Raw genomic sequence first — 21142 nt, 5'->3', positions numbered from 1 at the left:
ACTCCAAATCAACTATAATTTGCCATTTCGTGACTCAATCAGCAAGGGTTCCAGTGTTATATTGAGCCTCATAAAGGAGGCTTTATGCCTTTAGCTATATACGCTCTGATGATCGGAGCTTTTGGAATCGGAACCACGGAATTCGTCATTATGGGACTTCTGCCGCAAATGAGCGCGGATCTTGGAGTCAGTCTTTCGGCCGCAGGGCTTTTAGTCAGCGGTTATGCCTTGGGTGTTGCTGTGGGCGCTCCGCTTTTGTCACTGCTTTCCGCACGTCTTCCGCGCAAAAGTTCTTTAATGGTCTTGATGCTGATTTTCACGCTAGGCAATCTTATCTGTGCGCTGGCACCGAATTACACTGTGTTGATGGTCGCTCGCGTGATTACCTCTTTCGCGCATGGGACTTTCTTTGGTATCGGTTCGATCGTTGCCACCAGTCTTGTGAAACCAAATCAAAAAGCGTCCGCGATTGCCTTGATGTTCACAGGATTGACCATCGCCAACATTTTAGGAGTTCCCTTTGGTACATGGCTTGGCCAAGCTTTCGGCTGGCGCTCGACATTTTGGGCGGTCACTGCCATTGGACCTTTGGCATTCGCGGCTTTAGCCTTCTTTGTTCCGCGCGATAAAGGTGAGAACAACGCGGTGAATTTCGCCAGCGAGTTGCGCACCGTCTTAAAACCGCAAGTTCTTACCAGTCTCGTTCTGACGATGCTTGGTTTCGCAGGTGTTTTTGCCGTCTTTACTTATATTGCTCCAATTCTTACGAAAGTTTCGGGATTTTCAGAAAGCGCGATCTCGCCGATTCTTCTGCTCTTTGGCGTGGGACTTATTTTCGGAAATATCGTGGGCGGAAAAGCCGCCGACAAAAAACTTATGCCGACTCTTGTCGGAAGCCTTGTGGCCCTAGCCGCAGTTCTTTTTGCCTTTGGTTTTTTGAGCCACAGTCAAATCGGTGTTGTGGTTCTTGTGGCACTTTTAGGCTTTACAGGCTTTGCGACCGTTCCGCCTTTGCAAATGCGAGCTTTGGATGTAGCTCAGGAAGCTCCGACACTGGCCTCCGCTCTGAATATCGCCGCTTTCAACGTCGGCAACGCCTTGGGTGCCTGGGTCGGAGGTCTGGTGCTTGATCATGGCGGCGGGTTAAATGCCATACCGTGGGCTGCAGGTCTTATCACCGTCGCCAGCGTCGTTATCGCGGTCGCCGAAGCTAAACGACCATGTCCGAAAATGGCCATACAATAGCGGGTTTTGTGTTATCCTGCGAGCATGAAGAAAAACGATATTTATTATCAAGCCATGCTCGCGCGCGATCCCCGTTTTGACGGCAAATTTTTTATTGGCGTCAAAACGACCGGAATTTACTGTCGTCCGATCTGCCCCGCGAAACCGAAGCGCGAGAATGTCGAATTTTTCTCTACCCATCTTCATGCGGAGCGCGTGGGCTATCGTCCTTGCCTGCGTTGCCGCCCTGAAAGCGCGCCGCAATCCCCTGCTTGGATTGGAACTTCCGCCATCGTGCAAAGAGCCGTCAAAGTTTTGCATTCCCAAGAACTCATGGAGTTTAACGAAGATAAATTCGCGGATCTTTTCGGCGTCTCGGCCCGGCATTTAAGACGTTTGTTCGTCGATGAAATTGGCAAAACGCCAAAACAACTGTCTTTTGAAAACAGATTGAACTTAGCCCGAAAACTGATTGTGGAAACAAATCTTCCGTTTCACGAAATCGCCTTCGCAGCTGGCTTTGCCTCCATTCGACGTTTCAATGACGCCTTCAAAGAGCGTTTTAAAAAAGCGCCGCGGGACATCCGCCGCAATAAAATTGCAAGCAAAGAAGTTCTTAAAATCTCTCTTCCCTACCGACCTCCTTTTGATTTTGAAGGCCTCTTAAAATCTTACACCAATCATCGGGTCGGAGATCTTGAATGGTTTAAAGACGGAAAAATGCATCGCGTGCTTTCCATGGGCGGCAAAGTGGGAGTTGTCGCCATTTCTCACGGCGCGGAAAGAAACGTGGTCGATGTCGAAATTGACTTTCCCGACACATCGATCATTCACGCTGTGATTTCGCGTGTACGAAATCTTTTTGATTTGGATTCGGATCCGCTGATTATCGCCAATGCTCTTGAAGCGGATCCGCAGGTTAAAAAACTTCTGAAGCGTTATCCCGGAATTCGTCTGCCTTCAGGCTGGGACGCTTTTGAGATCGCGGTTTCCGCCATCCTTGGGCAACTTGTGAGCGTCGAAAGAGGCCGGGCCTTAGTGCATGATCTTATTGAAATCGCAGGCCAGGATTCGGGTCTGCAAACAGAGGGAAAGTCCATTAAACTTTTTCCTTCTCCGCAAGATATTTTAAACGCGAACCTGCAGAGTTTAAAAACCACCAACATTCGGCGCCAGACGCTGGTGGATTTTGCCCGGGCTGTTCATGATAAAAAGATCTCGTTAGAACCCACCCAGGATGTCGAGGAGTTTGTAAAAAAGGTTATGCAAATTCGCGGGATCGGACCGTGGACCGCCAACTACATGGCGCTCAAGGTTTTAAGACATACCGATACGTTTCCGGCGACTGATTTAATCTTAGCAAGAGCTTTAGAACTGCACTCGGCCGAAAGCCTGTCCAAAATGAGTCCTTGGCGTGGTTACGTCGCGGCTCTTTTTTGGCGGGTCTATTCTGAAGATTTGAAGAAAACGAAAGGAAAAAGAAAATGAAATCACTTCAAGCACAATGGAAAATGGACTCCATCATCGGTCCTCTTTTTCTCGTCGCCTCTGAACAAGGCTTGCAGTGCGTTCTTTGGAAAAAACAAAAAGTAGAAATGCTGTCTTCCTTAAGCGAAGATTCCGCACCGGCGCGCTTTCTTGCGCAAGCCGTGCAAGAACTCAACGAGTTCCTAAACGGACAGCGACAAAGCTTTACGGTGGCTCTGGACATTCAAGGCACTGAATTTCAGAAGCGCGTTTGGCGGGAACTCTGTAAGATTCCCTATGGAAAAACACTTTCCTATAAAGACGTCGCCGCGAAAGTAAAAACCAACGGCATCCGTGCTGTGGGAACCGCAAACGGCAGGAATCCATTGTCTATCATTGTACCCTGTCACCGCGTGATTGCGTCGAATGGAACGTTAGGAGGCTATGCCGGCGGTCTTCCGATTAAAACCCGGCTGCTTGAATTGGAAAAACAGATCTCAGCCAGATAAAAAGCCGCAGACGGTGCCGCGGCTTGTGGCTTTGTTTATAGATCCGCGATAAAACGCTTCAAAAGTTTGATAAACCGTTTGGGCTGCTCCCAGTGAATCGCGTGGCCCGCGTTAGGCACAGTGACGATCTGATTTCGCCACAATGTCGGCAGCTCCGGAGCTAGTCCCGTTAAGTATTCATAGCGAGTAAACGCATCTTGTTCGGCATGTACGATAGCCAAAGGGATCGACATGTTTTTCACCAGTTGCACTTCGTCAGAAAAATCAGGATCGGCGCCGATAACGACATTTAAAACCGCCGCACGAGTTCCCGGATCTGTACGAAGTCCCATATCAAAAAAGAACTGTGGGATCGGAGCATAGTTCGGCTTAAAAAACGCGGTCACATAATCCGTGACTTGCGGGGCGCTTAAGTTTGCAACCACACCGTACCCCACAGCCGCGCCGGCATAAGACTCTTCAGGCGTTAAGAATGCCGGCGGAAGCCCCGGCGCATTTCCCACTGGCACCGTTCCAAACACGAAAACACCTTTTAGATTTGGTAATTCGCCCATCGTTTGAAAAGCCATATCTCCTCCCAGGCTCCATCCGACAAGAACTCCGTGATCGACATTCAATTGGCGAGCGGCTTCCGCAATCGTGCTTTTAAAGAGCTGCATATTGTATTGAGGAGCATTGTCGGAAAGACCGTAGCCCGGCAAATCGATAGCCACCATACGATGCTTACGCGCGTAGGTGGATTTTAGAACTCGTTCATACGACCGCGCTGCCGACGTATTCCCGTGAATCAGCAAAATGCCCGGCCCTTTCTGACCCGAACTCTCGTAGGCCGCAATATTTAAACCATTGATATTCATAATACGCGTCGGCTGAAAACCGCCGGCGAAACTCAGCGAAGCGAACGCGCTTACAATGAGAACCATTAAAAACTTCATTCAACACTCCTTTGTTGTCGTTACTCAAAGAAGGTTGGCACTTTTGCATGCAAATTCAACAAGTGTGAGTTTATAAACAAAATATTTAGTTTTTAGTACAGCTCGTTTCCGACGAATGTCTGATGATTTTCGGGAAAAGAAAAAGGCCGGTATTTCTACCGGCCTTTCTTAAGTAAAATTAAAATAGAGGTGAGAACATCATGCTCCCCGAGACCTTCCTTGGTATCACCCCTCCCGTAAAAATGATTGCAGCATAACAAAAACTGGAATGCAAGAGACTAATTTCAGATTTTTTAAGATTTTTAAAATGCTAAAGAAAAGCGCCCGCTTTTTAAGCGAATTTTTTTATTATGTTCGAAGGCTGGTCAAAAAGGTTCAGATGCGAGGCGGATGATTTCGGCCCGCACGCAGGCGTACTCCAAGTACGCCGGAGGAGGACCGAAGTCCTCCAACGAAGTCGGATGGGCCTTTTTCACCAGCCGACTAAAAGTCGGAAATTCTGTCGGCGAGTTCTTGATAATCTACGAATGGATTTCTGTTACCTTGAACTTTGAAGATCTCGTTGTTTCTTCTCATTTCTTCTTCATCCACAGGATCTTCGTGATTCCATTTGCGAAGCACGTTTTCTTCGCGAGGATCAATCGGAAGATCATAACGAATCGAGAAGTAGAACAACGCACGCGCTACGTTTCCTTGATGATTCTTAGGTGGTTCGAAAACCTCTTCAGAACCTGCGGTTCCAATTCCATAACGAGAAGCCGGGCATTTCAAATCCAGCAAGTCTTTAGAAACTTCACCGAACATATTGTTGCCACGAATAGAGTTCAATTGTGAATCCGTTGGGAAAAGATGATGCAGATCAGACTTTTGCACATCATCCGGATGCTTTCTTGTGAAATGGCTTTGCGGCCATGTGTGCTCAACATTGATCACGTTGTTATCTGGAATTTTTCCCGGCGCTGGTGGAGAACCGCGGAAGTCATTGCGTGTACGATCTGTATCACAATAAACGTCGTGAACGGCGTAACCGTTGTTACCGTCTTTGACAAGATAGTAGTTACCAAGAAGGAAAACTCTTGCAGCTGTGTAGCCGATCGCTTGATGTGCGTAGCATTTCCCTTGTCCACCTTGGCAAGCTTTGACGATTTGGTCGAGGCTGCCAGCGCGTGACTGGTGATAACTTCTGAGAACTGTTTTTAAACGGAGTTGCAGATCCTTATCGGAGATACCCGATTTCAAATCGCGGTAAAACTCTTCCCCATAGTAAGGAATCATTTGGGTCGCAGGAGCAGCTTGAGCCGCACAAGCGAGGGATAAAGTTGTCAATACAATCACTGACTTAATGAGCTTCTCTAGCTTCATTCAGGTCCGCCATTTCATTGTGGGGGGTGATGTTCAGCCTCTGCCCGCCAATGTGGCCCATCGGTAATATTTCTGTCAACGGGTATATATAATATACAATGTCAGGATTGTGTTAAAACGGCCGAGGACTTCCATCTGTAAAGAACCCCCGCTAATGCTCCTAAAAGAGTGCCTCCGAGATGAGCAGCATAAGCGACCCCACTCCCTAAGCCCTCAGGCGTCGACCAGAGATTGGCCAAATCCACGATTAAAAACAAAGGCACAATCATGAGCGTCGGCAAAAAAATCGCTCCATGATGCCCGGGCATAGGTGAAACAATATACAAAAAGCGAACTCTGGTTCGGATTTCCGCAATACAATAAAATGCCAAGAGCGCACTAATGGAGGCTGAAGCTCCCACCATCGGAACAGTCCCGTGCGCTTCCGTTAAAAGAAACCCGGCACCGCCGGCTAAACCGCCCAGCATGTAAATCAAAAGAAGAGCTCCGCTGCCCGCCAACGCTTCAACGGCCGCACCGATTAAGACAAGGAACGCCAGGTTCGACAAAAGATGCATCCAGTTCGAATGCGAAAACTGATAGGTCAGCCAGGAAAGCGGGCCTCGCTCCGAAGAACTCAAACCGAAACGATAAAGAAGCTGCTGCTGATATTTTTTCCGAAACTCGACGAAGTCTTTTTTCCACGTAGAGATTTGCACGTCGTCACCGCGAAAAATCAATTGCTCGGCGGAACTTAAAAACCGCGCATCACGAAGAGCATACGCTCCCAAAACTCCCATATGTTCCAGATTATGAGCTTTGAGCTGATGCACCCATTGCGGTTTTTCATAAAGAGTTTCCGCGGGAAGATCCTGGAGATACTGATAATAAAGACGCCCGGTTAAAACCAATCCGTCTTTTTGCAACAAAGATGATGAAGATAAACCTGAGGTCGTTGCGCCACTGAAAATCAAAACAAAAATAAACACGTTCAATACCGCCAACGTGATTGTCAACGGATAGCGAGTGTAGTCTTTGAAGTTGTTTTCAGGGCAAGGTAAAATCATGGAACCTCATAACGTTCTTTGAACGTTTCGATCCAAGAGTCTTTCTCTGCACTCGCTGGCATACGGCCGCTGTTTGCCGTAGGAACTTCATCGCCGCGCAAAGCCCAGACGGAACGCACGAAACGTTTTTCCAAACCAGCCTTCAAACCCGGAACTTTTTGCAGATCTTCAATCAGTTTCAAACTGCCGATGAAATCACTTTTCGTAAACTTCTCTTCCGACTGCAAAAGACGCGCAGTCAAAAGTTTATTGTCAACACCAACGAGATCTTCGGCTTCCCCGTCTTCACCCAGATAGCGAGCCAATGCACAGCTTGAAGCATCTCTGTCCTCGCACGCTTTATCGAAATACTGATCCTGGGCTTTTCCGTCTGCGATCATATACTTCGCAAGATAAGCAAGGCTGCGCGTTTCTTTCGAATCGCTCCACAAAAACGCTTCGGCTTCTTTGTCCAAACACTCCGCCGGAATTTCGTTTAACAAGAACATCGCAATCGCCACATCCAAACGTGACGTACCCGCAGAGTCTGACTCTTTAATTTCTTTACATGCTAAAGCGGTCGCTTTGTCCTCTTCGCGGTAATGTCCCGCCATTAATGAATGATACGTTTTGAAAAAGCCCAAGACGCCGAACAACAGCAAAAACAAAAAGCTCATGCGCATCCATGCGGAAAGGAAACGCATCTCCAAAGGGTAAGGACCTTCATCGCCCGTTTTCTTAAGAGTGATAACCATCGTGTCGGAAACTCTTTCATGAAAAGCCCGACGCAAAGGATGGCTCGCAATCTCAAGATACGGAACCGCAAAGGCCAAGAAGCCCAAGCACCACGAGAATGCACGCAAAAGACATTGATTGAGGGTTAAACGTTCTTGCTCATGCGGATAACCAATCACTTTAAGTTGCAAAAACAATTGGCCTGGCGTCGCTTGCCAGTAATACAGAAATACTGTCTGCAACAACGTCACAAAGAAAACGATGAGGGCCACAACAAGCCCCGCCGCCACCATGCCTTCCTGTGAAGACACATTCAGCAAGAAATAGGTTTTCGTCTGACGAACCAGCCCCGCGATGAACAAACTCACGATCGGCGAGAAAATCAGAAAATCCAAAATCAGCGCGATAAAGCGGTCTGAAATCGAAGCGATGGATTGATGAGCACTTTTATTTTTTTGCGGCTTTGTTTCTGGAGCCGATAGATCTGGAAATACCATACAGATCGTATCGGCTTGGGACAGGAAAGACTAAAGTGATTATTGTGTGAAATTGATGGCTTGAACTCGACCTTGATCGTCCGTCAAAAATTTCGCCTGACCGACGATTTCTTTTGCCGGAGAAATCAAACTGTAAATCAATTCATTGTCCGAGTTTTGCGCCAGGCTTACTTCATTAAAGTTCATACCGAAGGCTTCAGAGTACTTGGTAAGAAACTCCGCCTTGTCAGCGATAGCCATCGGCGTTTCACCGGCTTGAGCATCAATGAACTCAAGACTTTGAATGCGCCCTTGGGACAACTTCATGCCGTATTTGCCTTCAAGGTAGCCAAACACCAACTCATCACGCAATGTCGGAGACTCCGCTAAAGCTGCCGAGATCGCGTTTTTATCCGCCGCCATTTTTTTCGCAAGATCTTGTTCCCACTTCACGTCTTTCGCAAAACTTGCCGGCTGAAAGCTGGCGATTTCACGATTGCCGTTTGTGACAAGGGATTTGTCTGGTCCTTGGACCAACCATTGATTGAGGAAAACCGTCATAATAAGAACTGATGCGATAGAAAGAATCAGCACGGCTTTTTGTTCCTGTGCTTTGTCCTGCAATCTTTTTCTTACAGACTGTGCTTTGGGAAATTCAATCACGTTTGCGTTCCTCATAATAAACCCCTCGCTGATATTGTCATTCACTGCGAAGGGTGTGCCGTTTATAAGTCTAACCTATTCTCTTTTGTTGCAAAAGACATTAACAGACGAACAAAAGATGTTTGACGTACCAATTTGATCATCTCATTTTGATGCGCAAAAATCTGCTAATTAACAGGTCTAGTCGAGGGCCTTTTTCACCCAAGAATCAATCCCCGCCTGCATTTCCGAAAGATTGTAATAGAGCACTTTATCCAACTCCACACCTTGTCCCTCGATCCGGTAATTCTTGTGACTCAAATAGAGAGCTTCCGGCACAGAGATCTGCACACCTGGACCCACTTCATTCAGCGGATACCAAACGCCGACAAGAAGTTGACCACGACTTGGGCTTCCAAGCAGTGGCGCCTTCTTAAACTCTTTCAACGCTTGCGCCACCATCTCGGCAACGGAAGCCGTTTTCCCGTCTACCAAAACACGAACGTCGCCGTGATAACAAGTGTCTTGTTTGAAAGTTTTCAAAATGACTTCTTTGTTGGCGTCGAGGACCTCTAATTGATTTTCGTCTTTCAAGTCATTCGGCAGCTCTGCCACTGTCGTGACTTTCGCGCGCGGTTTTGACAAGCGGCCGATTTCTTCCGGCGCACAAATAAAGAGCGAAAGAAATCTTAAGCCGGCAACAAAATTGCCACCCGGATTTCCGCGCAAATCCACAACAAGACGTTTCATATCTTTGATTTGCTCTGCCACTTTTTTCACTTCTTCTTCAGAAAAAAACTGCGAACGGAAAGACGGAATCTGAATCACGGCCGTTTTTTCGCTGAGCTTCTCAAAGTTCACACCTTCAGAGCGAGTGAACGAGCCCGTTTTCATTTTAATGCTGAGTTCTTTGTCACCGCGCTCGATAACGTAATTGCCGTCTTCCGTCGAGGCATCCCAAGGATTCGGTTGTTCACCCTTGATGCTTTTAATGACGTCGCCTTTTTTCAGACCTAATATCGCTGCGGGAGATTGCGGATGCACTTTGAAAATCACCAGCTCGCTGTCCACGAATTCGGATTCAATACCGGTCTCTAAAGTTTCACCTCTCCAGATACTCTTCACTTCGGAAGAGTCATAGACCTCGAGATGAGAAACGTTGAGGAGCCCCAACACATTATTAATATCTTTGATGATAAGACTTTTTGGAGAATACGGCGTCACCAAACGACTTCGGCGATGGCAGGTGCGCTTCCATTTTTTTATTTGTTCGTCGCCCAGAAAGATTTTTTCCGCGACAAGATCGCAAACCACAGGATACGGGTTTACGAAACCTCTCTTCAAGGTGAAGTGATACGCTCCGAAAGCGCAAGTTAGTGCAAGAAGTACGGCAAGCAGACGACTCATGGCTGGATGACTTTGATTCAGAAAAAAAAGACCGAGCGCTCACACACCCGGTCTTTCGTTTTCAATTCAAAAGGGTCTTAAGCAGCCACTTTCTTCTTGCGAGCTGCAGAAGGATCAATGTGGTATTGCTTCACTTTGCGGTAAAGAGTCGCGCGACCGATACCCAAAGCTTTAGCCGCCTCAGTGAGGTTGCCTTTATATTGTACGATCGCATTTTCGATAGCATGAGCTTCTAGCTCTTCCATCTTTTGTACGCTCGTTGATGAAGATGTAGCTGTTGGGAATTGGATAACATTTCCACCGACATCTGAATTCACTGGGCTGTTGCCAGAGATCAATGCAGGAACTCCCGCTACAAGTTGTTGTCTGAAAAACGCATTATCAAGACCTTCGCGCCATTGTGCTGACGAATATGCTTGAACTGTCACATCATGGTTCTCCCAGTACTTCTTTGTGTTCTCAATCGTTTCCTGGTTATCGCTCACCACGATCATTACTGTGCGTGACATTCTAGTCCTCCCCTTTTGAAACATTAACAAGTGCTAATTGACTCACTTTGTACCTATCGGCGTATCACGCTGAGAATTTAGGGCCAGTTGCAATTTTTTTTTGAGACAGTTTAAAACCGCTGAAACACTGGACTTTTCTCTGGCTCCGGGTTCGCGCTTGATTTTTATGGGGGTTCGGTGGGGGCCTTGAGGACCTGTGTTTAAGGTTGGTCGCTTCGGAAGGCACGCCGTCCGGGCTCTGTTGCCGCCGCCCTTCCGGGCGGTTCGCGCCATCGTGGCGCCGGCAAAGGCCTCCCTTCGGATCAACCTTAAACACAGGCCCCCAAGGCCCACGACGCCCCATAAAATTTGGTTGTGGTGTTTGTTTGTGTTTTTTTTTTAAAATAAAAAATCAAAACGACTGTGAGCGGTAAGATCAGTGAGCTTCAAGGCATGATCGGTCAAGTTCAGTAGTCTCTGATTACTCCACTTTGGAGGTTGGATGACCATAGAGTACGTCCTGTTGCTATTTGCTGCGTTTTTCATTGGGCTGAAGTTTTATATGACAGCTCCAGGGGACGCTTTTCGCAATTCGGGTCCTCGTTTGGGCGCTCGAGTTGAACAGCAATTGGCGACAGGAGATGGCTTTAAGCCTGAACGGGGCAATCACATTGGATGGACAGGTAACTGATGAAACGAGCTGTATCTAATAACAAAGGTCAGTTTGTGATCGAGACAGTCCTTATGATGATTGTCACCATCAGTGTTTTTCTCTGGGCCACAAATCAGCTTCGCGAAAGCAAGTTCTTAGCAAAGATGATCGCTGGCCCATGGCAAAAAGTTTCTGGAATGATCGAAGCGGGAGTATGGGATACGCCTGACAAAGCTCGTCAGTTGCATCCCAATCAGATCGACCGCTCGCTCACCGTGAAACCCAACTAGAAGGAGCGCATGAAAAGGTTCAATGCCGGAATCTTTAAACCAGTGCAAAACTCCCGCGGAATGCTTTCCGCCGAGTTTATTTTTGCTCTCGTCTTGAGCGCGGGCTTGTGCATTGTTTTATTCGCATTGAACTTCACGCTCTCAATGGCCGAAGTGGCGCAATATATCGCCTTCTCTACTTCGCGTGCTCACGCTGCCGGACACCTCGATACAGACAGGCAAAAGCAGATGGGCGAAGACAAATTCAAAGCTTTAGTTAATAACGCCGTTTTAAAACCTCTCTTTAACAACCCAGATGGCGGTTGGTTCACTTTAACGGATCTGGATATCCGTCAGGGTGGATTGAACGGCAACACATTTGAAAACGACTACAAGGTCGTTGCCGATCGCGTGCCTCAAGTCGGCGTGCGCTTTAATTACAATCCAAAACTCCTCAGCGTAAAAATCGCCTTCCTTGGTTCGACAAGTGACGATCCTAACGGCGAAGGTTTTACGGCTAAAGTCACAGGCCTTTTGATTCGCGAACCCACGTTCAAAGAATGTTGGGATTTGCAAATCAAACAGCGCTACTCAGCGATTTTAAATCTCGACCCCCGCTACAAGGTACTGGGCGGATCCGGCGCGAATAAGTATGTACCGATGGAGGACAACGGATGCTAAAAAAACGTAAGTCCTTCATTCGCAATGAAAAAGGGATGGCGATCTTTGAAATGATCCCCATCCTTGTCATTATTGTTCTTTTCGTGAATTTCTCCTTGGGATTCTTTGGCGCTATTCACACAGGCATTTTGAACTCGATTGCTTCAAGAAACTATGCCTTTGAAACCTTTCGCAACCGTTCCAATCTTACGTACTTCCGCAACATCGGAGCTGACGTGATTGAGTATTCCCAAGTCGGCATGCGCGTGCATGGAACTGTTTCAGAGTCTTCCAAAGGCGGAGACAACTGGGTGGCATCATCCAGAACAATTGATTTTATGAATTTTCAGCCTAAGAGAGCCGCAGACATCGTCGGGAACAGTAAAAATGTTCACTCGACTGTGCGTGGAATTCCTGAAGGCAGAAACGAAACCATCGGCGTGAACCCCATTTGGATCAAAACAACGTATGGCATTTGTTTAAATGCTAAGTGCGGCACTTAGAAAGAAGTAGGACTTTATGGGATCGAATGAGACAAGAAACTTATGGCTTTCCATCGCAGCAGGTGTCTTTGCGACGTTCTTGCTCTACAGCTATTCGCAGGAAAAGAAAGCCGAGTACGACAAGCGCTTCGGTTCCACTAAACGTGTCGTGGTTGCAAAAGAAGATATCGCAGAAATGCAAACAATCTACGATACAATGGTTGAAACAAAAGAACTTCCCGCTGACTTTATTCAGCCGGACGCAATCACTGTTCCTGATGAAATCATCGGTAACGTTGCGGCAGTACCTATCCGTAAAGGACAGATGGTTGTGAAGAACAATCTTCTTACTCCGGGCCCTGACACAGGTATTGCTTTGCAAGTGGCGCCAAGCAAAAGAGCCGTGACAATTCCCGTGGATGAAGTCCGTGGTGTTGCGAAACTTATTCGTCCTGGTGATCGCGTGGATATCTACGCCGCTGTCGACACAGGAAAAGGTGTGAATCAACGTCGTGAAGTTTTTGCGATGATGTCGGACGTTGTCGTTTTGGCGACAGGCGTGAGCGTTGTGAACAACATTCCGCGCATGTTCGAATTGGATTCCACGGGAAAAAATCTGACTCAGATCGCCCTTACGGGAGACACAAAATATACGACGATCACGGTTGAAGCGACTCCGAAAGAGGCGCAGGACCTTTTCTATATTCTTTCAACCGCTCCAGGAAACTTGTTCTTCGCTTTGCGAAACTCAAACGACAGAACAGTTCCGCCAAGAATGCCCAGCTCCACGTCGGACTCGGTTCTTGGCAAACCTGTGGTAGCACTTGATGGCGCGCCTGCGGCCCCTGCCATCGCGATGCCGCCACGACCAGTTTATACTCCGCCTGTACAACAACAACGACAAGCACCTCCGCCAGCACAAAGACCTCGCGGCAATGGATTTCAAACTCTGTAATTGGGTCTAGAAGGGGAATAAGGGGGATTTATGAGAAAACATTTTTTACTCGCAGGACTGCTGATCAGCCTCTGCTGCGGAAGCGTGGCCCTTGCGCAAGAAGAACTTGTGGCCGAACCTTCGACATCTTCGGGTGACGAAGCCACTGGTGCTTACCGCTCTCGTAAATTCATCAACCTGACTCTTGGAATCGAACAAGATGAGAAGCTTCCCCCGCTTCCAGACAGTATCGAGTTTAAAGGTGACTTCCGTCGTATCGTGACGGCGGCTTACGCTAAAGATCTCAATGTCATTCGCTTCACACCTAGAGGCGAAGGTTTTGCGACACTTACAATCCATGACAAACGCAATGGTAAAATCGTTGCTGAGTATCGTATTGACGTGAAGAAAAGCAAGCTCGACAAAGTGGTGCGTGAAATGCGCGCCCTCCTTGGCGATATTGAAGGCATCAACATCAAGATCGTAAACAATCGCGTTGTCGTCGATGGCCAGATCCTTTTACCAAAGGACTTGGCGCGCATTTATAACGTTGTTCAACAATTTGGCGAACAAGCATCTTCGCTTGTGACTTTAAGTCCGTTGGCGCAAAAGAAAATCGCCGAGTTTATCGCTCGCGATATCAACAATCCCGAAATCGAAGTTCGTGCCGTGAATGATAAAATCATCCTTCAAGGCTGGGCAAACAGCGAAGAGGAATCAAAACGCGCCGAGATCGTGGCGAAAACCTATCTTCCGGATATCGTGATTGAAGCGGCGGAAGAAAAAGGTGTCATCAAAAAGCGTAAACCGGCGAATGACGGTGTCATCAACCTTATCCAAATCAAGGAAGCGGCACCAAAACCACCGTCTAAGATGATCCAACTCGTCGTTCACTACGTTGAGTTGAACAAAGACTACTCAAAAGCATTTAAGTTCCAGTTCACTCCGGAATTGGGTGATAACTCGCAGATGACTTTCCAAACCGGTGGGGACTCACCAGGTGGTGTGATCAGTTCTATCACGGGAACTGTTTCCAACCTTTTGCCTAAATTGAACTGGGCGAAACAGCATGGTCATGCGCGTGTTCTTGAAAGTACAAGCTTGATCGTGGAAGACGGCAAAAAAGGTGAAATCAAGCAAGTGACGAACCAACCTTATCCTGTGATCGGAAAAGATGGAACACAAGGAACTGCCTTCGCGGAAGTCGGTATCGTGACGGCAATCACTCCGGTTCTTTTGGGTGAAAAATCCGGAAGCGTGCACATGGAGATGATGTTTAAAGTGAGCAGCTTGGTCGGTAATACGCCGAATGGCGCGCCGATCACGAGTGCCAATGAAATGACGAGCACGGTGACTGTGCGTGACCGTCAAAGTGCGGCTGTGGGCGGTTTGATCCGTAACTCCACAGCAACGGGTTACAATCGTCCAGCTGGACAAAAGAACCCGATCATCAGTTTGTATGCATCTAAAGACTTCATCAAACAACAAAGTCAGTTTGTTGTGTTTGTGACCCCCATCGTGAAGACTTCTGCAAGCTCTGGAGCAGAGCAAATTAAGAAGAAGTTCCGTTTACGCGACTAAGATCTCGTAAACGGGCCTCCTCTTTACGCCGATAAGTCGTTTGGAGGTCTGCATTGGCTATTAATCCTAATTGTAATCTCATCGCAGTTGTTGGCGGTAAAGGCGGCGTCGGAAAGAGCGTCTTTGCAGCCAATCTTGCTTGCACCCTCATGACAGAACTTCGCACGCAAGTGCTTCTTGTTGATGCTGACGCAAAATCCGTCGGCGATCAGAACGTCATCATGGGTTTGAAGCCGCAAAAAACTTTGAAAGAACTTGCGAACTTCCAAGGCTCACTCAACTCTCAGCCGATGAACACTCTCGTGACGATGCACCAGTCAGGTCTCGCCTACTTGGGTGCGGTTCGCGGCCCTGAAGAAGCATTGAATATTTCTCCGGATCTTCTTGGCAAGCTCATGGAATTTTTCAGTCGTGCTTTCAAATTTGTGATCGTCGACGTCGGCACTGATTTGGGTCCTGCGCAGATGGCGGTACTTCAAGAAGCCACTGCGATCATGATCGTGACCAGCCCTGAAGTTCTTGTCGTTACGCAGACTCAACGTCTTATCAATGAACTTCTTTCTGCAACGTTGCCGAAAGATATGTTTCAGCTCGTTATCAATAAAGCGTCACCGACGGGATTGTCGCCGCAAACGATTTCAAATCAGTTACAGCTTCCATTCTTAGGAATTATTCCTCAAGACGAAGCCACATCTATGATGGCTTTGCAGAAGTACACGCCTTTTGTAATCTCTTCGCCGAAAGCTCCGGTGACTGCGGCTTATTATGATGTCGCTCGTAAGTTAACGGGCGGAGTTCTGCAAAGACTTAAAACCGTTTCTCGTCCCAAACCTCCTGCACCGGCTGCGGCCTCTGCTGCCGACGGAACTGCGGGTGCAATAGCCACTGCGGGGATGGATGCGCGCACGCTGCTCAAGATCCGTGTGCACAATGAATTGATCCGCACGGTCGATCTTAAAAAACTTCTGGTCGATGGCAAACAGGACGAGAACAAAGAAAAAGAAGTTCGCGAGAAAACGAAAAGAGAAATCACTCTGATTGTCGACCGTGAAGCTCCTGATCTTGCGCGTGAAGAGCGTTCTAAAATTATCAAAGAAGTTTTAGAAGAGGCTTTGGGCTTAGGTCCTTTGGAAGACCTTCTCGCCGATCCGGATGTTTCAGAGATCATGGTAAATGGTTTCAGAAAAATCTTTCTTGAAAAAGGCGGAAAGGTTCAGCTAAGTCCAGTGACATTCACATCGAATGATCACCTTCGTCGTATTATTGAAAGGATCGTGACTCCTCTCGGCCGTCAAATCAACGACTCTACACCTTACGTGGATGCGCGCTTGAAAGATGGATCGCGTGTGAACGCCGTGATTGAACCTCTTGCGATCGACGGACCGGCTTTGACGATTCGTAAATTTAAAAAAGGCGGTATTACTCCTGAAAAATACATCAACTACGGAAGTACAACGAAAAACATGATCGACTTCCTTCGCATCTGCGTGGAAAACGGTTTGAACGTTGTTATCTCTGGTGGTACTGGTTCAGGTAAAACCTCTTTGTTGAATATGCTTTCCTCATTCATTCCTTCGAATGAACGTGTGATCACCGTCGAGGACGCGGCCGAGTTGCAATTGCAGCAGGAACACGTCGTCCGTCTGGAGACACGTCCCGCTTCTATGGAAGGAACTAACGCAGTCACGATTCGTGACTTGATCAAAAATGCCCTGCGTATGCGTCCCGACCGCATCATCGTGGGTGAGTGCCGTGACGGCGCCGCTCTTGATATGTTGCAAGCGATGAATACAGGTCACGATGGCTCTATGACAACGACTCACGCCAACAGTCCACGTGAATGTATTGCGCGTCTGGAAACGCTTTGTATGATGTCGGGTATGGAGCTTCCTGTCCGCGCGATCCGTGAACAAATCGCCGGCGCAGTCAACTTGATCGTGCAAATCTCGCGTCTTTCTGACGGTAGCCGTAAGCTTTTAAGCATTACGGAAGTCGCAGGTATGCAAGGTGACGTTGTTACTTTGGCAGAGATCTTCAGATTCAAAGAAACAGGTTACGACAAAAACAGAAAGATCCAAGGGGTCTTCCAGGCAACAGGTACAATCCCAAGCTTTATCCAAAAGCTGAGCGATAAAGGTGTTGTGATTCCTCGTGAGATCTTTGCGAATGATCCAAATACAAACAACCCGGCAGCAGCACAGCCGAAACCGCCTATCGCAGCGGCTATGCCAAAAATGCCAGGAGTCGCACCGGTGAAAAAATCGGGGTAGTAGATGAAGTTCTTATTTAACGAATGGGTGATGATCCCACTTTTTGGAATCTGCGTTTTTATCTTTGTTATCCTTTGGGCCGACAAAGCAATCGCATGGCTTCATAAGCGCAGCCTTGGGCAGCGTGATCAAGTGATCAAACTTCTTCGTTTGATGGGAAATGACGTTGACGAAAAGAAGATCACCATTCTTATCCTCCTGATGAGCTTTGGTGTGGGTGCCTTGGTGTTCTTGGCATTCTGGCCCAACGTTCTTATGGGCTTCGTCTTCGGCGCTTCTATTACGGTCGCAGGCTGGCAGCTTCCTCTTTTACTCGTGCGCTTGATTTACGAACAGCGTTGCACACGTTTCGTAGATCAAATGGTGGACGGTCTTACAATCATGGCCAACGGTATTAAAGCCGGATCCAATCCACAGGAATCCATGAAGCGCGTCGTGGAGATCATGGGAAACCCGATCAGCCAAGAGTTCGCACAAGTACTTTATCAAATGCAAGTCGGCGACAGTTTCGAAAGCGCTTTGAACGATTTAGGAAATCGCATTCCTCGCCCTGACGTACAAATGTTCGTAACGTCGATCAATATTCTTAAAGAGACCGGCGGTAACTTGGCAGAGACATTCCAGACCATCGTCATGGTGATTCGTGAGAGACAAAAGGTAGAGAAAAAAATTCAAGCTTTGACCGCACAGGGTCTCATGCAAGGGATTATCGTCACCATGATTCCGTTTATCTTGATGGCCGTGTTTCTTGTGATAGATCCGGCATTCATCAAACCAATGTTTAGCACAACCCTTGGTCTAGTGTTACTGTTCGTGATGCTCTCTCTCCAAATAATCGGTGGCGTAATAATTAAAAAACTTGTTACCATCAAAGTGTAGTTTGTCAGTTTCAAGGAAGAGGTAATCTATAATGAAGAAAGCAATTTTGGCGTTCGCTTTTCTTTTTTCAGCACAAGCTTTTGCTCTTGTGGATATGAAAAATGCCAACTATTCCAATACATGGATTGATATGGATGTTCCTGGAAGTGGTTATGATCTGAAGATCGTTCGCACTTACAACAGCCGTTCTCTTTTTAATGGAATGTTTGGGTTTGGATGGTGTTCTGATTTTGAAACTTCGATGGAAGTAAATGCAGAAGGCAATATCAAAATCAAAGAGTGCGGCGGCGGTTTAGAGGTTACTTTCGCTCCTCGCGAAGTCACTCGTAAAGATATTGAATCTACAATTTCTCAAATCGTTACAAAGATGAAGGCCGAGAAAAAAGTGGGCGTCACTGAGGCTTACATCAATAATTTGAAAACTCAACTTCTTGAAGACGACAATCTTCGCTCTGAGTACGCCACTCAATATGGAATCAGTGTTCCTGTGAAAGAGGGCACGAAGTTCTATGCCAACGGCAAAGAGGTCGAACACTTTGTTTTCAATAAAACGCATTACACGCGTAATCTTCCAGACGGGAGCGCTCAGCGTTTCAGCCCGCAAGGAAAGATGACTCACATCTACGACAAAAACGGCAACTATTTGAAGTTCGATTACGACAAAGACGTTATTGCCTCTATCCAAGATAACAATGGCCGTCGTTTAAATTTCAAATACTTCCAAAACAAGAAAGTTAAATCCATCACAGGCCCGAACGGCTTGATGGCGGAATATAAATTCGCCAACTTGGATGACCTTGCGTCTGTAAAGAACGCTTGGTTGAAGACATATACTTACGAGTACGATGAGCTTCACAATTTGACAAAGGCTTCTTGGCCAGACAAATCATTCGTAGCAATCAAGTACGACAAGAAGAATGACTGGGTCGTTGCTTTTGCTGACCGCGATAAGTGTATCGAGAACTATAAATACGAATTCTCGCAAAACGATCCGAAGAATCACTACTGGTCGACAGTAAAAAAGACCTGCGGCAAAGAAGTGATGGCGGATAATAAATATGAATTCTGGCATCAACAACGCGCTGACGGACAATACTTCCTGCAACGTGTGATGACCACTGTCAGCGGTAACGTAACAGACATTACTTATCACGAGGTATTTGGTAAGCCTGTTTCCATCCGCCGTAACGCTGACCGCGTTTCTTACGAATACTATCCAGATGGATTGGTTAAAGTAAAAGCGGCGCCAAACATGCGCATGGCTTACGAGTACGATCCTAAGATCAAAAAAGTAAGTTCTGTTACAAGCACTTTCTTTAATGAAAAAGGCCAAAAGATTTCCGTCAAAGCCACTCAATTTAAATACGATGGCAAAGGCAACCTGACTTTCGCGCAAAATAGCGACGGTCAGAAAATCAATATGACTTACGATAACAGAGGCCGTATCGCGACGATCACAGATCAAGCGAAGAAGGTCGTTAAAATCGAGTACGAAGAACGTTACGGCAAGCCATCCATTGTAACCCGTCCTGGATTAGGCACAATCGTGGTGAGCTACAAGCCCAATGGCGAAATCAACAAAGTTGACAGCAAAGAAGGCCCTTCTGTAGCGATGCAAGTTGCAAGTACTTTTAATAACCTGCTAGATATCATTGCCCCTGCAACCGCAGAAATGTATCTATAAAGGAGAAGGTGATTATATGAAAAGACTCGTAGCTCTTTCCATTTTGTTGGCACTAGGTTTTTCCTTCGTCGGCACAGCTTCTTCTTGGGCGCAAGAAGGCGATGCTAAAAGAACAGTAAATCCTGGAGAAGATCCAAATGAAGCAAGATCCGGCAAAGCTCTTGAGGCTGACGTCGCGGCTGTAGGAACTTGCCCTGAGTGTATCGCTCGTATGAAGCATACGCGTTTAGGCGATGATACGACTTATAGACCAAAAGGGTCTCCAGCATCTCCTTCAAGCCCTGGTGCTGAAGGGGCTCCCAAAGAGGGTACTCGCTAAACTGTCTAGTTTCTTTCCAATCGAAAGCATAAAAGGGCTTTGGGCAACCAAGGCCCTTTTATTTTGATCCAAATGTAACGTATTTGTCTCATTCTGAGACGGAAATCCTGGCACACCCGCTGCATTACAACCTTTATGAAGAGTTCTTTTTATAAAGGAGTGACCTATGAAGAATGTCGTTAAAGCCGTTATTGGTATGTCTGTGATCGCATTTGCCTCTGCAGCGATCGCAAACCCGAAATGCTCACATCGAGTGGCGTCTTCCTCTAATGACCTATTGAAAAACACGAACCCAGTACGCGTGGCGAAAGTTGCGAAATCAACTCCACAAATGGGTAAAGAGTCGACGAAATCAGGTATCAAGTAATGAGAAAAAGGTACCTGGTACCTGTTTCCACCTGATTATTTGAATATGCCTCCGAGGAAGGGTGACTTCTCCCCCCAAGGTCACTCTTCCTTTCCCTTTTTTCCGTCTTAGCGAATCGCCTTTTCGTGAGCGCCTTCTTGAAATCCATCAACAGTGCTGGCAACTCCATCTTTAAGAGCGCCGCCTAAATTACGCAAAGCCATGGCTCCGCCTGCCGCTGCACTTTGAATGTATTGAGAAACCGTAGATCTTCTTAAGAACTGAAACGTGTGAGCTTCGATTGATCCTCCGCTCACTTTCACTTGCATTAGAACAACTAACAACATTGTGAAACACAGACACTTAACAACGAACTTAAGTTCTTCCATGTGATGACTCTCCTAGATGCGGTAATACTTTTGAAATTGAATTTAAAATCTGTTCTTTGCTGAAAGGCTTCGTTACGTAGTCGTCGAAACCGGCTTCGTAAGCTTTCTGCACCAACATATCTTGGTCGATTGTAGAACAACCAATAATTTTAATGTCGGGGTGAAGTTCTTTGAGGACCTTGGCAGTCTCAATACCATTTCGTAACGGCATCACCATGTCGAGAAACACCAGCTCAGGCAGTGTTGATTCCACAAGCGCGATAGCTTCGTCGCCATTGGCCGCTTCGCCCACGCAGGTGCCGCCGACGGAAGTCACAATGTTTTTGATGAGTTCTCTAAGAAAGGCGGCGTCGTCGATAACAGCGAAACGAATCTTCATACCGCCAGTATAGATTTGATAAATCCTT

The 21142-nt window shown here is 47.1% G+C and carries 22 protein-coding genes; 13 read left to right on the top strand and 9 right to left on the bottom strand.

The features are described 5' to 3' along the window. The first annotated feature begins 84 nt into the window (after nt 1-84). The 3 genes from QJS83_RS08525 to QJS83_RS08515 are packed head-to-tail and all read left to right on the top strand — an operon-like array spanning nt 85 to nt 3200. Nucleotides 85-1245, top strand: coding sequence for an MFS transporter (locus tag QJS83_RS08525; protein WP_284608760.1), 1161 nt, complete (start codon nt 85-87; stop codon nt 1243-1245). A 24-nt stretch (nt 1246-1269) separates the two neighbouring features. Beyond that, entirely contained in the window at nt 1270-2712 is a 1443-nt protein-coding gene (locus QJS83_RS08520) for a DNA-3-methyladenine glycosylase 2 family protein (protein ID WP_284608759.1), read from the top strand. Next, nucleotides 2709-3200, top strand: a complete 492-nt coding sequence (locus QJS83_RS08515; RefSeq protein WP_284608758.1) for a methylated-DNA--[protein]-cysteine S-methyltransferase — start codon at nt 2709-2711, stop codon at nt 3198-3200. The genes QJS83_RS08520 and QJS83_RS08515 overlap by 4 nt, the downstream gene beginning before the upstream one ends. 35 nt (nt 3201-3235) lie before the next feature. Here the strand turns inward: QJS83_RS08515 and QJS83_RS08510 are convergent, their stop codons facing one another. The 7 genes from QJS83_RS08510 to QJS83_RS08480 form a co-directional block, all read right to left on the bottom strand. After that, nucleotides 3236-4135, bottom strand: a complete 900-nt coding sequence (locus QJS83_RS08510) for an alpha/beta fold hydrolase (RefSeq protein WP_284608757.1) — start codon at nt 4133-4135, stop codon at nt 3236-3238. A 483-nt stretch (nt 4136-4618) separates the two neighbouring features. Next, on the bottom strand, nt 4619-5497 hold the full coding sequence (locus QJS83_RS08505; RefSeq protein WP_284608756.1) for an endonuclease I family protein: 879 nt from the start codon (nt 5495-5497) through the stop codon (nt 4619-4621). A gap of 101 nt (nt 5498-5598) precedes the next feature. Continuing rightward, a complete protein-coding gene (locus QJS83_RS08500) occupies nt 5599-6543 on the bottom strand; it encodes a rhomboid family intramembrane serine protease (protein ID WP_284608755.1) in 945 nt (314 codons plus the stop codon). Next, entirely contained in the window at nt 6540-7754 is a 1215-nt protein-coding gene (locus QJS83_RS08495; RefSeq protein ID WP_284608754.1) for an RDD family protein, read from the bottom strand. The genes QJS83_RS08500 and QJS83_RS08495 overlap by 4 nt, the downstream gene beginning before the upstream one ends. Before the next feature lie 39 nt (nt 7755-7793). Next, on the bottom strand, nt 7794-8411 hold the full coding sequence (locus QJS83_RS08490; protein WP_284608753.1) for a hypothetical protein: 618 nt from the start codon (nt 8409-8411) through the stop codon (nt 7794-7796). 165 nt (nt 8412-8576) lie between these two features. Beyond that, a complete protein-coding gene (locus QJS83_RS08485) occupies nt 8577-9782 on the bottom strand; it encodes a S41 family peptidase (protein ID WP_284608752.1) in 1206 nt (401 codons plus the stop codon). A gap of 77 nt (nt 9783-9859) precedes the next feature. Next, nucleotides 9860-10291: a helix-turn-helix domain-containing protein gene (locus tag QJS83_RS08480; protein ID WP_284608751.1), complete on the bottom strand. Its 432-nt coding sequence runs from the start codon at nt 10289-10291 to the stop codon at nt 9860-9862. A 669-nt stretch (nt 10292-10960) separates the two neighbouring features. Here QJS83_RS08480 and QJS83_RS08475 point away from each other — a divergent pair. The 10 genes from QJS83_RS08475 (at nt 10961) to QJS83_RS08430 (ending at nt 20367) form a co-directional block, all read left to right on the top strand. Beyond that, nucleotides 10961-11212 (top strand): hypothetical protein, encoded by a 252-nt coding sequence (locus QJS83_RS08475; RefSeq protein WP_284608750.1) that lies wholly within the window; start codon nt 10961-10963, stop codon nt 11210-11212. Nucleotides 11213-11221: 9 nt separating this feature from the next. Next, nucleotides 11222-11872, top strand: coding sequence for a hypothetical protein (locus QJS83_RS08470; protein ID WP_284608749.1), 651 nt, complete (start codon nt 11222-11224; stop codon nt 11870-11872). Beyond that, nucleotides 11866-12354, top strand: a complete 489-nt coding sequence (locus QJS83_RS08465) for a hypothetical protein (protein WP_284608748.1) — start codon at nt 11866-11868, stop codon at nt 12352-12354. Before QJS83_RS08470 ends, QJS83_RS08465 begins: the two co-directional genes overlap by 7 nt. Nucleotides 12355-12370: 16 nt before the next feature. Continuing rightward, on the top strand, nt 12371-13288 hold the full coding sequence (gene cpaB, locus QJS83_RS08460; protein ID WP_284608747.1) for a Flp pilus assembly protein CpaB: 918 nt from the start codon (nt 12371-12373) through the stop codon (nt 13286-13288). 30 nt (nt 13289-13318) lie between these two features. Continuing rightward, entirely contained in the window at nt 13319-14848 is a 1530-nt protein-coding gene (locus QJS83_RS08455; protein ID WP_284608746.1) for a BON domain-containing protein, read from the top strand. A gap of 53 nt (nt 14849-14901) precedes the next feature. Beyond that, on the top strand, nt 14902-17118 hold the full coding sequence (locus QJS83_RS08450) for an ATPase, T2SS/T4P/T4SS family (RefSeq protein WP_284608745.1): 2217 nt from the start codon (nt 14902-14904) through the stop codon (nt 17116-17118). A gap of 3 nt (nt 17119-17121) precedes the next feature. Next, nucleotides 17122-17997, top strand: coding sequence for a type II secretion system F family protein (locus QJS83_RS08445; RefSeq protein ID WP_284608744.1), 876 nt, complete (start codon nt 17122-17124; stop codon nt 17995-17997). A 31-nt stretch (nt 17998-18028) separates the two neighbouring features. Next, entirely contained in the window at nt 18029-19681 is a 1653-nt protein-coding gene (locus QJS83_RS08440) for an RHS repeat domain-containing protein (protein WP_284608743.1), read from the top strand. Between the two features lie 16 nt (nt 19682-19697). Beyond that, complete coding sequence (locus tag QJS83_RS08435; protein ID WP_284608742.1) at nt 19698-20000, top strand: hit locus; 303 nt, start codon at nt 19698-19700, stop codon at nt 19998-20000. 166 nt (nt 20001-20166) lie between these two features. Then, nucleotides 20167-20367, top strand: coding sequence for a hypothetical protein (locus tag QJS83_RS08430; RefSeq protein WP_284608741.1), 201 nt, complete (start codon nt 20167-20169; stop codon nt 20365-20367). A gap of 107 nt (nt 20368-20474) precedes the next feature. Here QJS83_RS08430 and QJS83_RS08425 read toward each other — a convergent pair whose 3' ends face one another. Both QJS83_RS08425 and QJS83_RS08420 read right to left on the bottom strand, forming a co-directional pair. After that, nucleotides 20475-20735 carry a hypothetical protein gene (locus QJS83_RS08425; RefSeq protein ID WP_284608740.1) on the bottom strand — a complete coding sequence of 87 codons (261 nt, stop codon included), beginning with the start codon at nt 20733-20735 and terminating at the stop codon, nt 20475-20477. After that, complete coding sequence (locus tag QJS83_RS08420; protein ID WP_284608739.1) at nt 20722-21114, bottom strand: response regulator; 393 nt, start codon at nt 21112-21114, stop codon at nt 20722-20724. Before QJS83_RS08420 ends, QJS83_RS08425 begins: the two co-directional genes overlap by 14 nt. Between the last annotated feature and the right edge of the window lie 28 nt (nt 21115-21142).

Origin of the sequence: Bdellovibrio sp. 22V (genome assembly GCF_030169785.1) — a bacterium.
GTDB lineage: Bacteria > Bdellovibrionota > Bdellovibrionia > Bdellovibrionales > Bdellovibrionaceae > Bdellovibrio.
The sequence above is the reverse complement of the archived record's forward strand: the minus strand, read 5'-3'. Positions and strand labels throughout refer to the sequence as shown.

Bases quoted from the DNA above. Each gene is read 5' to 3' on its own strand.
- QJS83_RS08490 (WP_284608753.1), bottom strand. From the start codon at position 8,411: ATGAGGAACGCAAACGTGATTGAATTTCCCAAAGCACAGTCTGTAAGA.
- QJS83_RS08480 (WP_284608751.1), bottom strand. From the start codon at position 10,291: ATGTCACGCACAGTAATGATCGTGGTGAGCGATAACCAGGAAACGATT.
- QJS83_RS08475 (WP_284608750.1), top strand. From the start codon at position 10,961: ATGAAACGAGCTGTATCTAATAACAAAGGTCAGTTTGTGATCGAGACA.
- QJS83_RS08455 (WP_284608746.1), top strand. From the start codon at position 13,319: ATGAGAAAACATTTTTTACTCGCAGGACTGCTGATCAGCCTCTGCTGC.
- QJS83_RS08485 (WP_284608752.1), bottom strand. From the start codon at position 9,782: ATGAGTCGTCTGCTTGCCGTACTTCTTGCACTAACTTGCGCTTTCGGA.
- QJS83_RS08425 (WP_284608740.1), bottom strand. From the start codon at position 20,735: ATGGAAGAACTTAAGTTCGTTGTTAAGTGTCTGTGTTTCACAATGTTG.
- QJS83_RS08525 (WP_284608760.1), top strand. From the start codon at position 85: ATGCCTTTAGCTATATACGCTCTGATGATCGGAGCTTTTGGAATCGGA.
- QJS83_RS08435 (WP_284608742.1), top strand. From the start codon at position 19,698: ATGAAAAGACTCGTAGCTCTTTCCATTTTGTTGGCACTAGGTTTTTCC.
- QJS83_RS08440 (WP_284608743.1), top strand. From the start codon at position 18,029: ATGAAGAAAGCAATTTTGGCGTTCGCTTTTCTTTTTTCAGCACAAGCT.
- QJS83_RS08520 (WP_284608759.1), top strand. From the start codon at position 1,270: ATGAAGAAAAACGATATTTATTATCAAGCCATGCTCGCGCGCGATCCC.
- QJS83_RS08430 (WP_284608741.1), top strand. From the start codon at position 20,167: ATGAAGAATGTCGTTAAAGCCGTTATTGGTATGTCTGTGATCGCATTT.
- QJS83_RS08495 (WP_284608754.1), bottom strand. From the start codon at position 7,754: ATGGTATTTCCAGATCTATCGGCTCCAGAAACAAAGCCGCAAAAAAAT.
- QJS83_RS08420 (WP_284608739.1), bottom strand. From the start codon at position 21,114: ATGAAGATTCGTTTCGCTGTTATCGACGACGCCGCCTTTCTTAGAGAA.
- QJS83_RS08465 (WP_284608748.1), top strand. From the start codon at position 11,866: ATGCTAAAAAAACGTAAGTCCTTCATTCGCAATGAAAAAGGGATGGCG.
- QJS83_RS08445 (WP_284608744.1), top strand. From the start codon at position 17,122: ATGAAGTTCTTATTTAACGAATGGGTGATGATCCCACTTTTTGGAATC.
- QJS83_RS08470 (WP_284608749.1), top strand. From the start codon at position 11,222: ATGAAAAGGTTCAATGCCGGAATCTTTAAACCAGTGCAAAACTCCCGC.
- QJS83_RS08500 (WP_284608755.1), bottom strand. From the start codon at position 6,543: ATGATTTTACCTTGCCCTGAAAACAACTTCAAAGACTACACTCGCTAT.
- cpaB (WP_284608747.1), top strand. From the start codon at position 12,371: ATGGGATCGAATGAGACAAGAAACTTATGGCTTTCCATCGCAGCAGGT.
- QJS83_RS08505 (WP_284608756.1), bottom strand. From the start codon at position 5,497: ATGAAGCTAGAGAAGCTCATTAAGTCAGTGATTGTATTGACAACTTTA.
- QJS83_RS08515 (WP_284608758.1), top strand. From the start codon at position 2,709: ATGAAATCACTTCAAGCACAATGGAAAATGGACTCCATCATCGGTCCT.
- QJS83_RS08510 (WP_284608757.1), bottom strand. From the start codon at position 4,135: ATGAAGTTTTTAATGGTTCTCATTGTAAGCGCGTTCGCTTCGCTGAGT.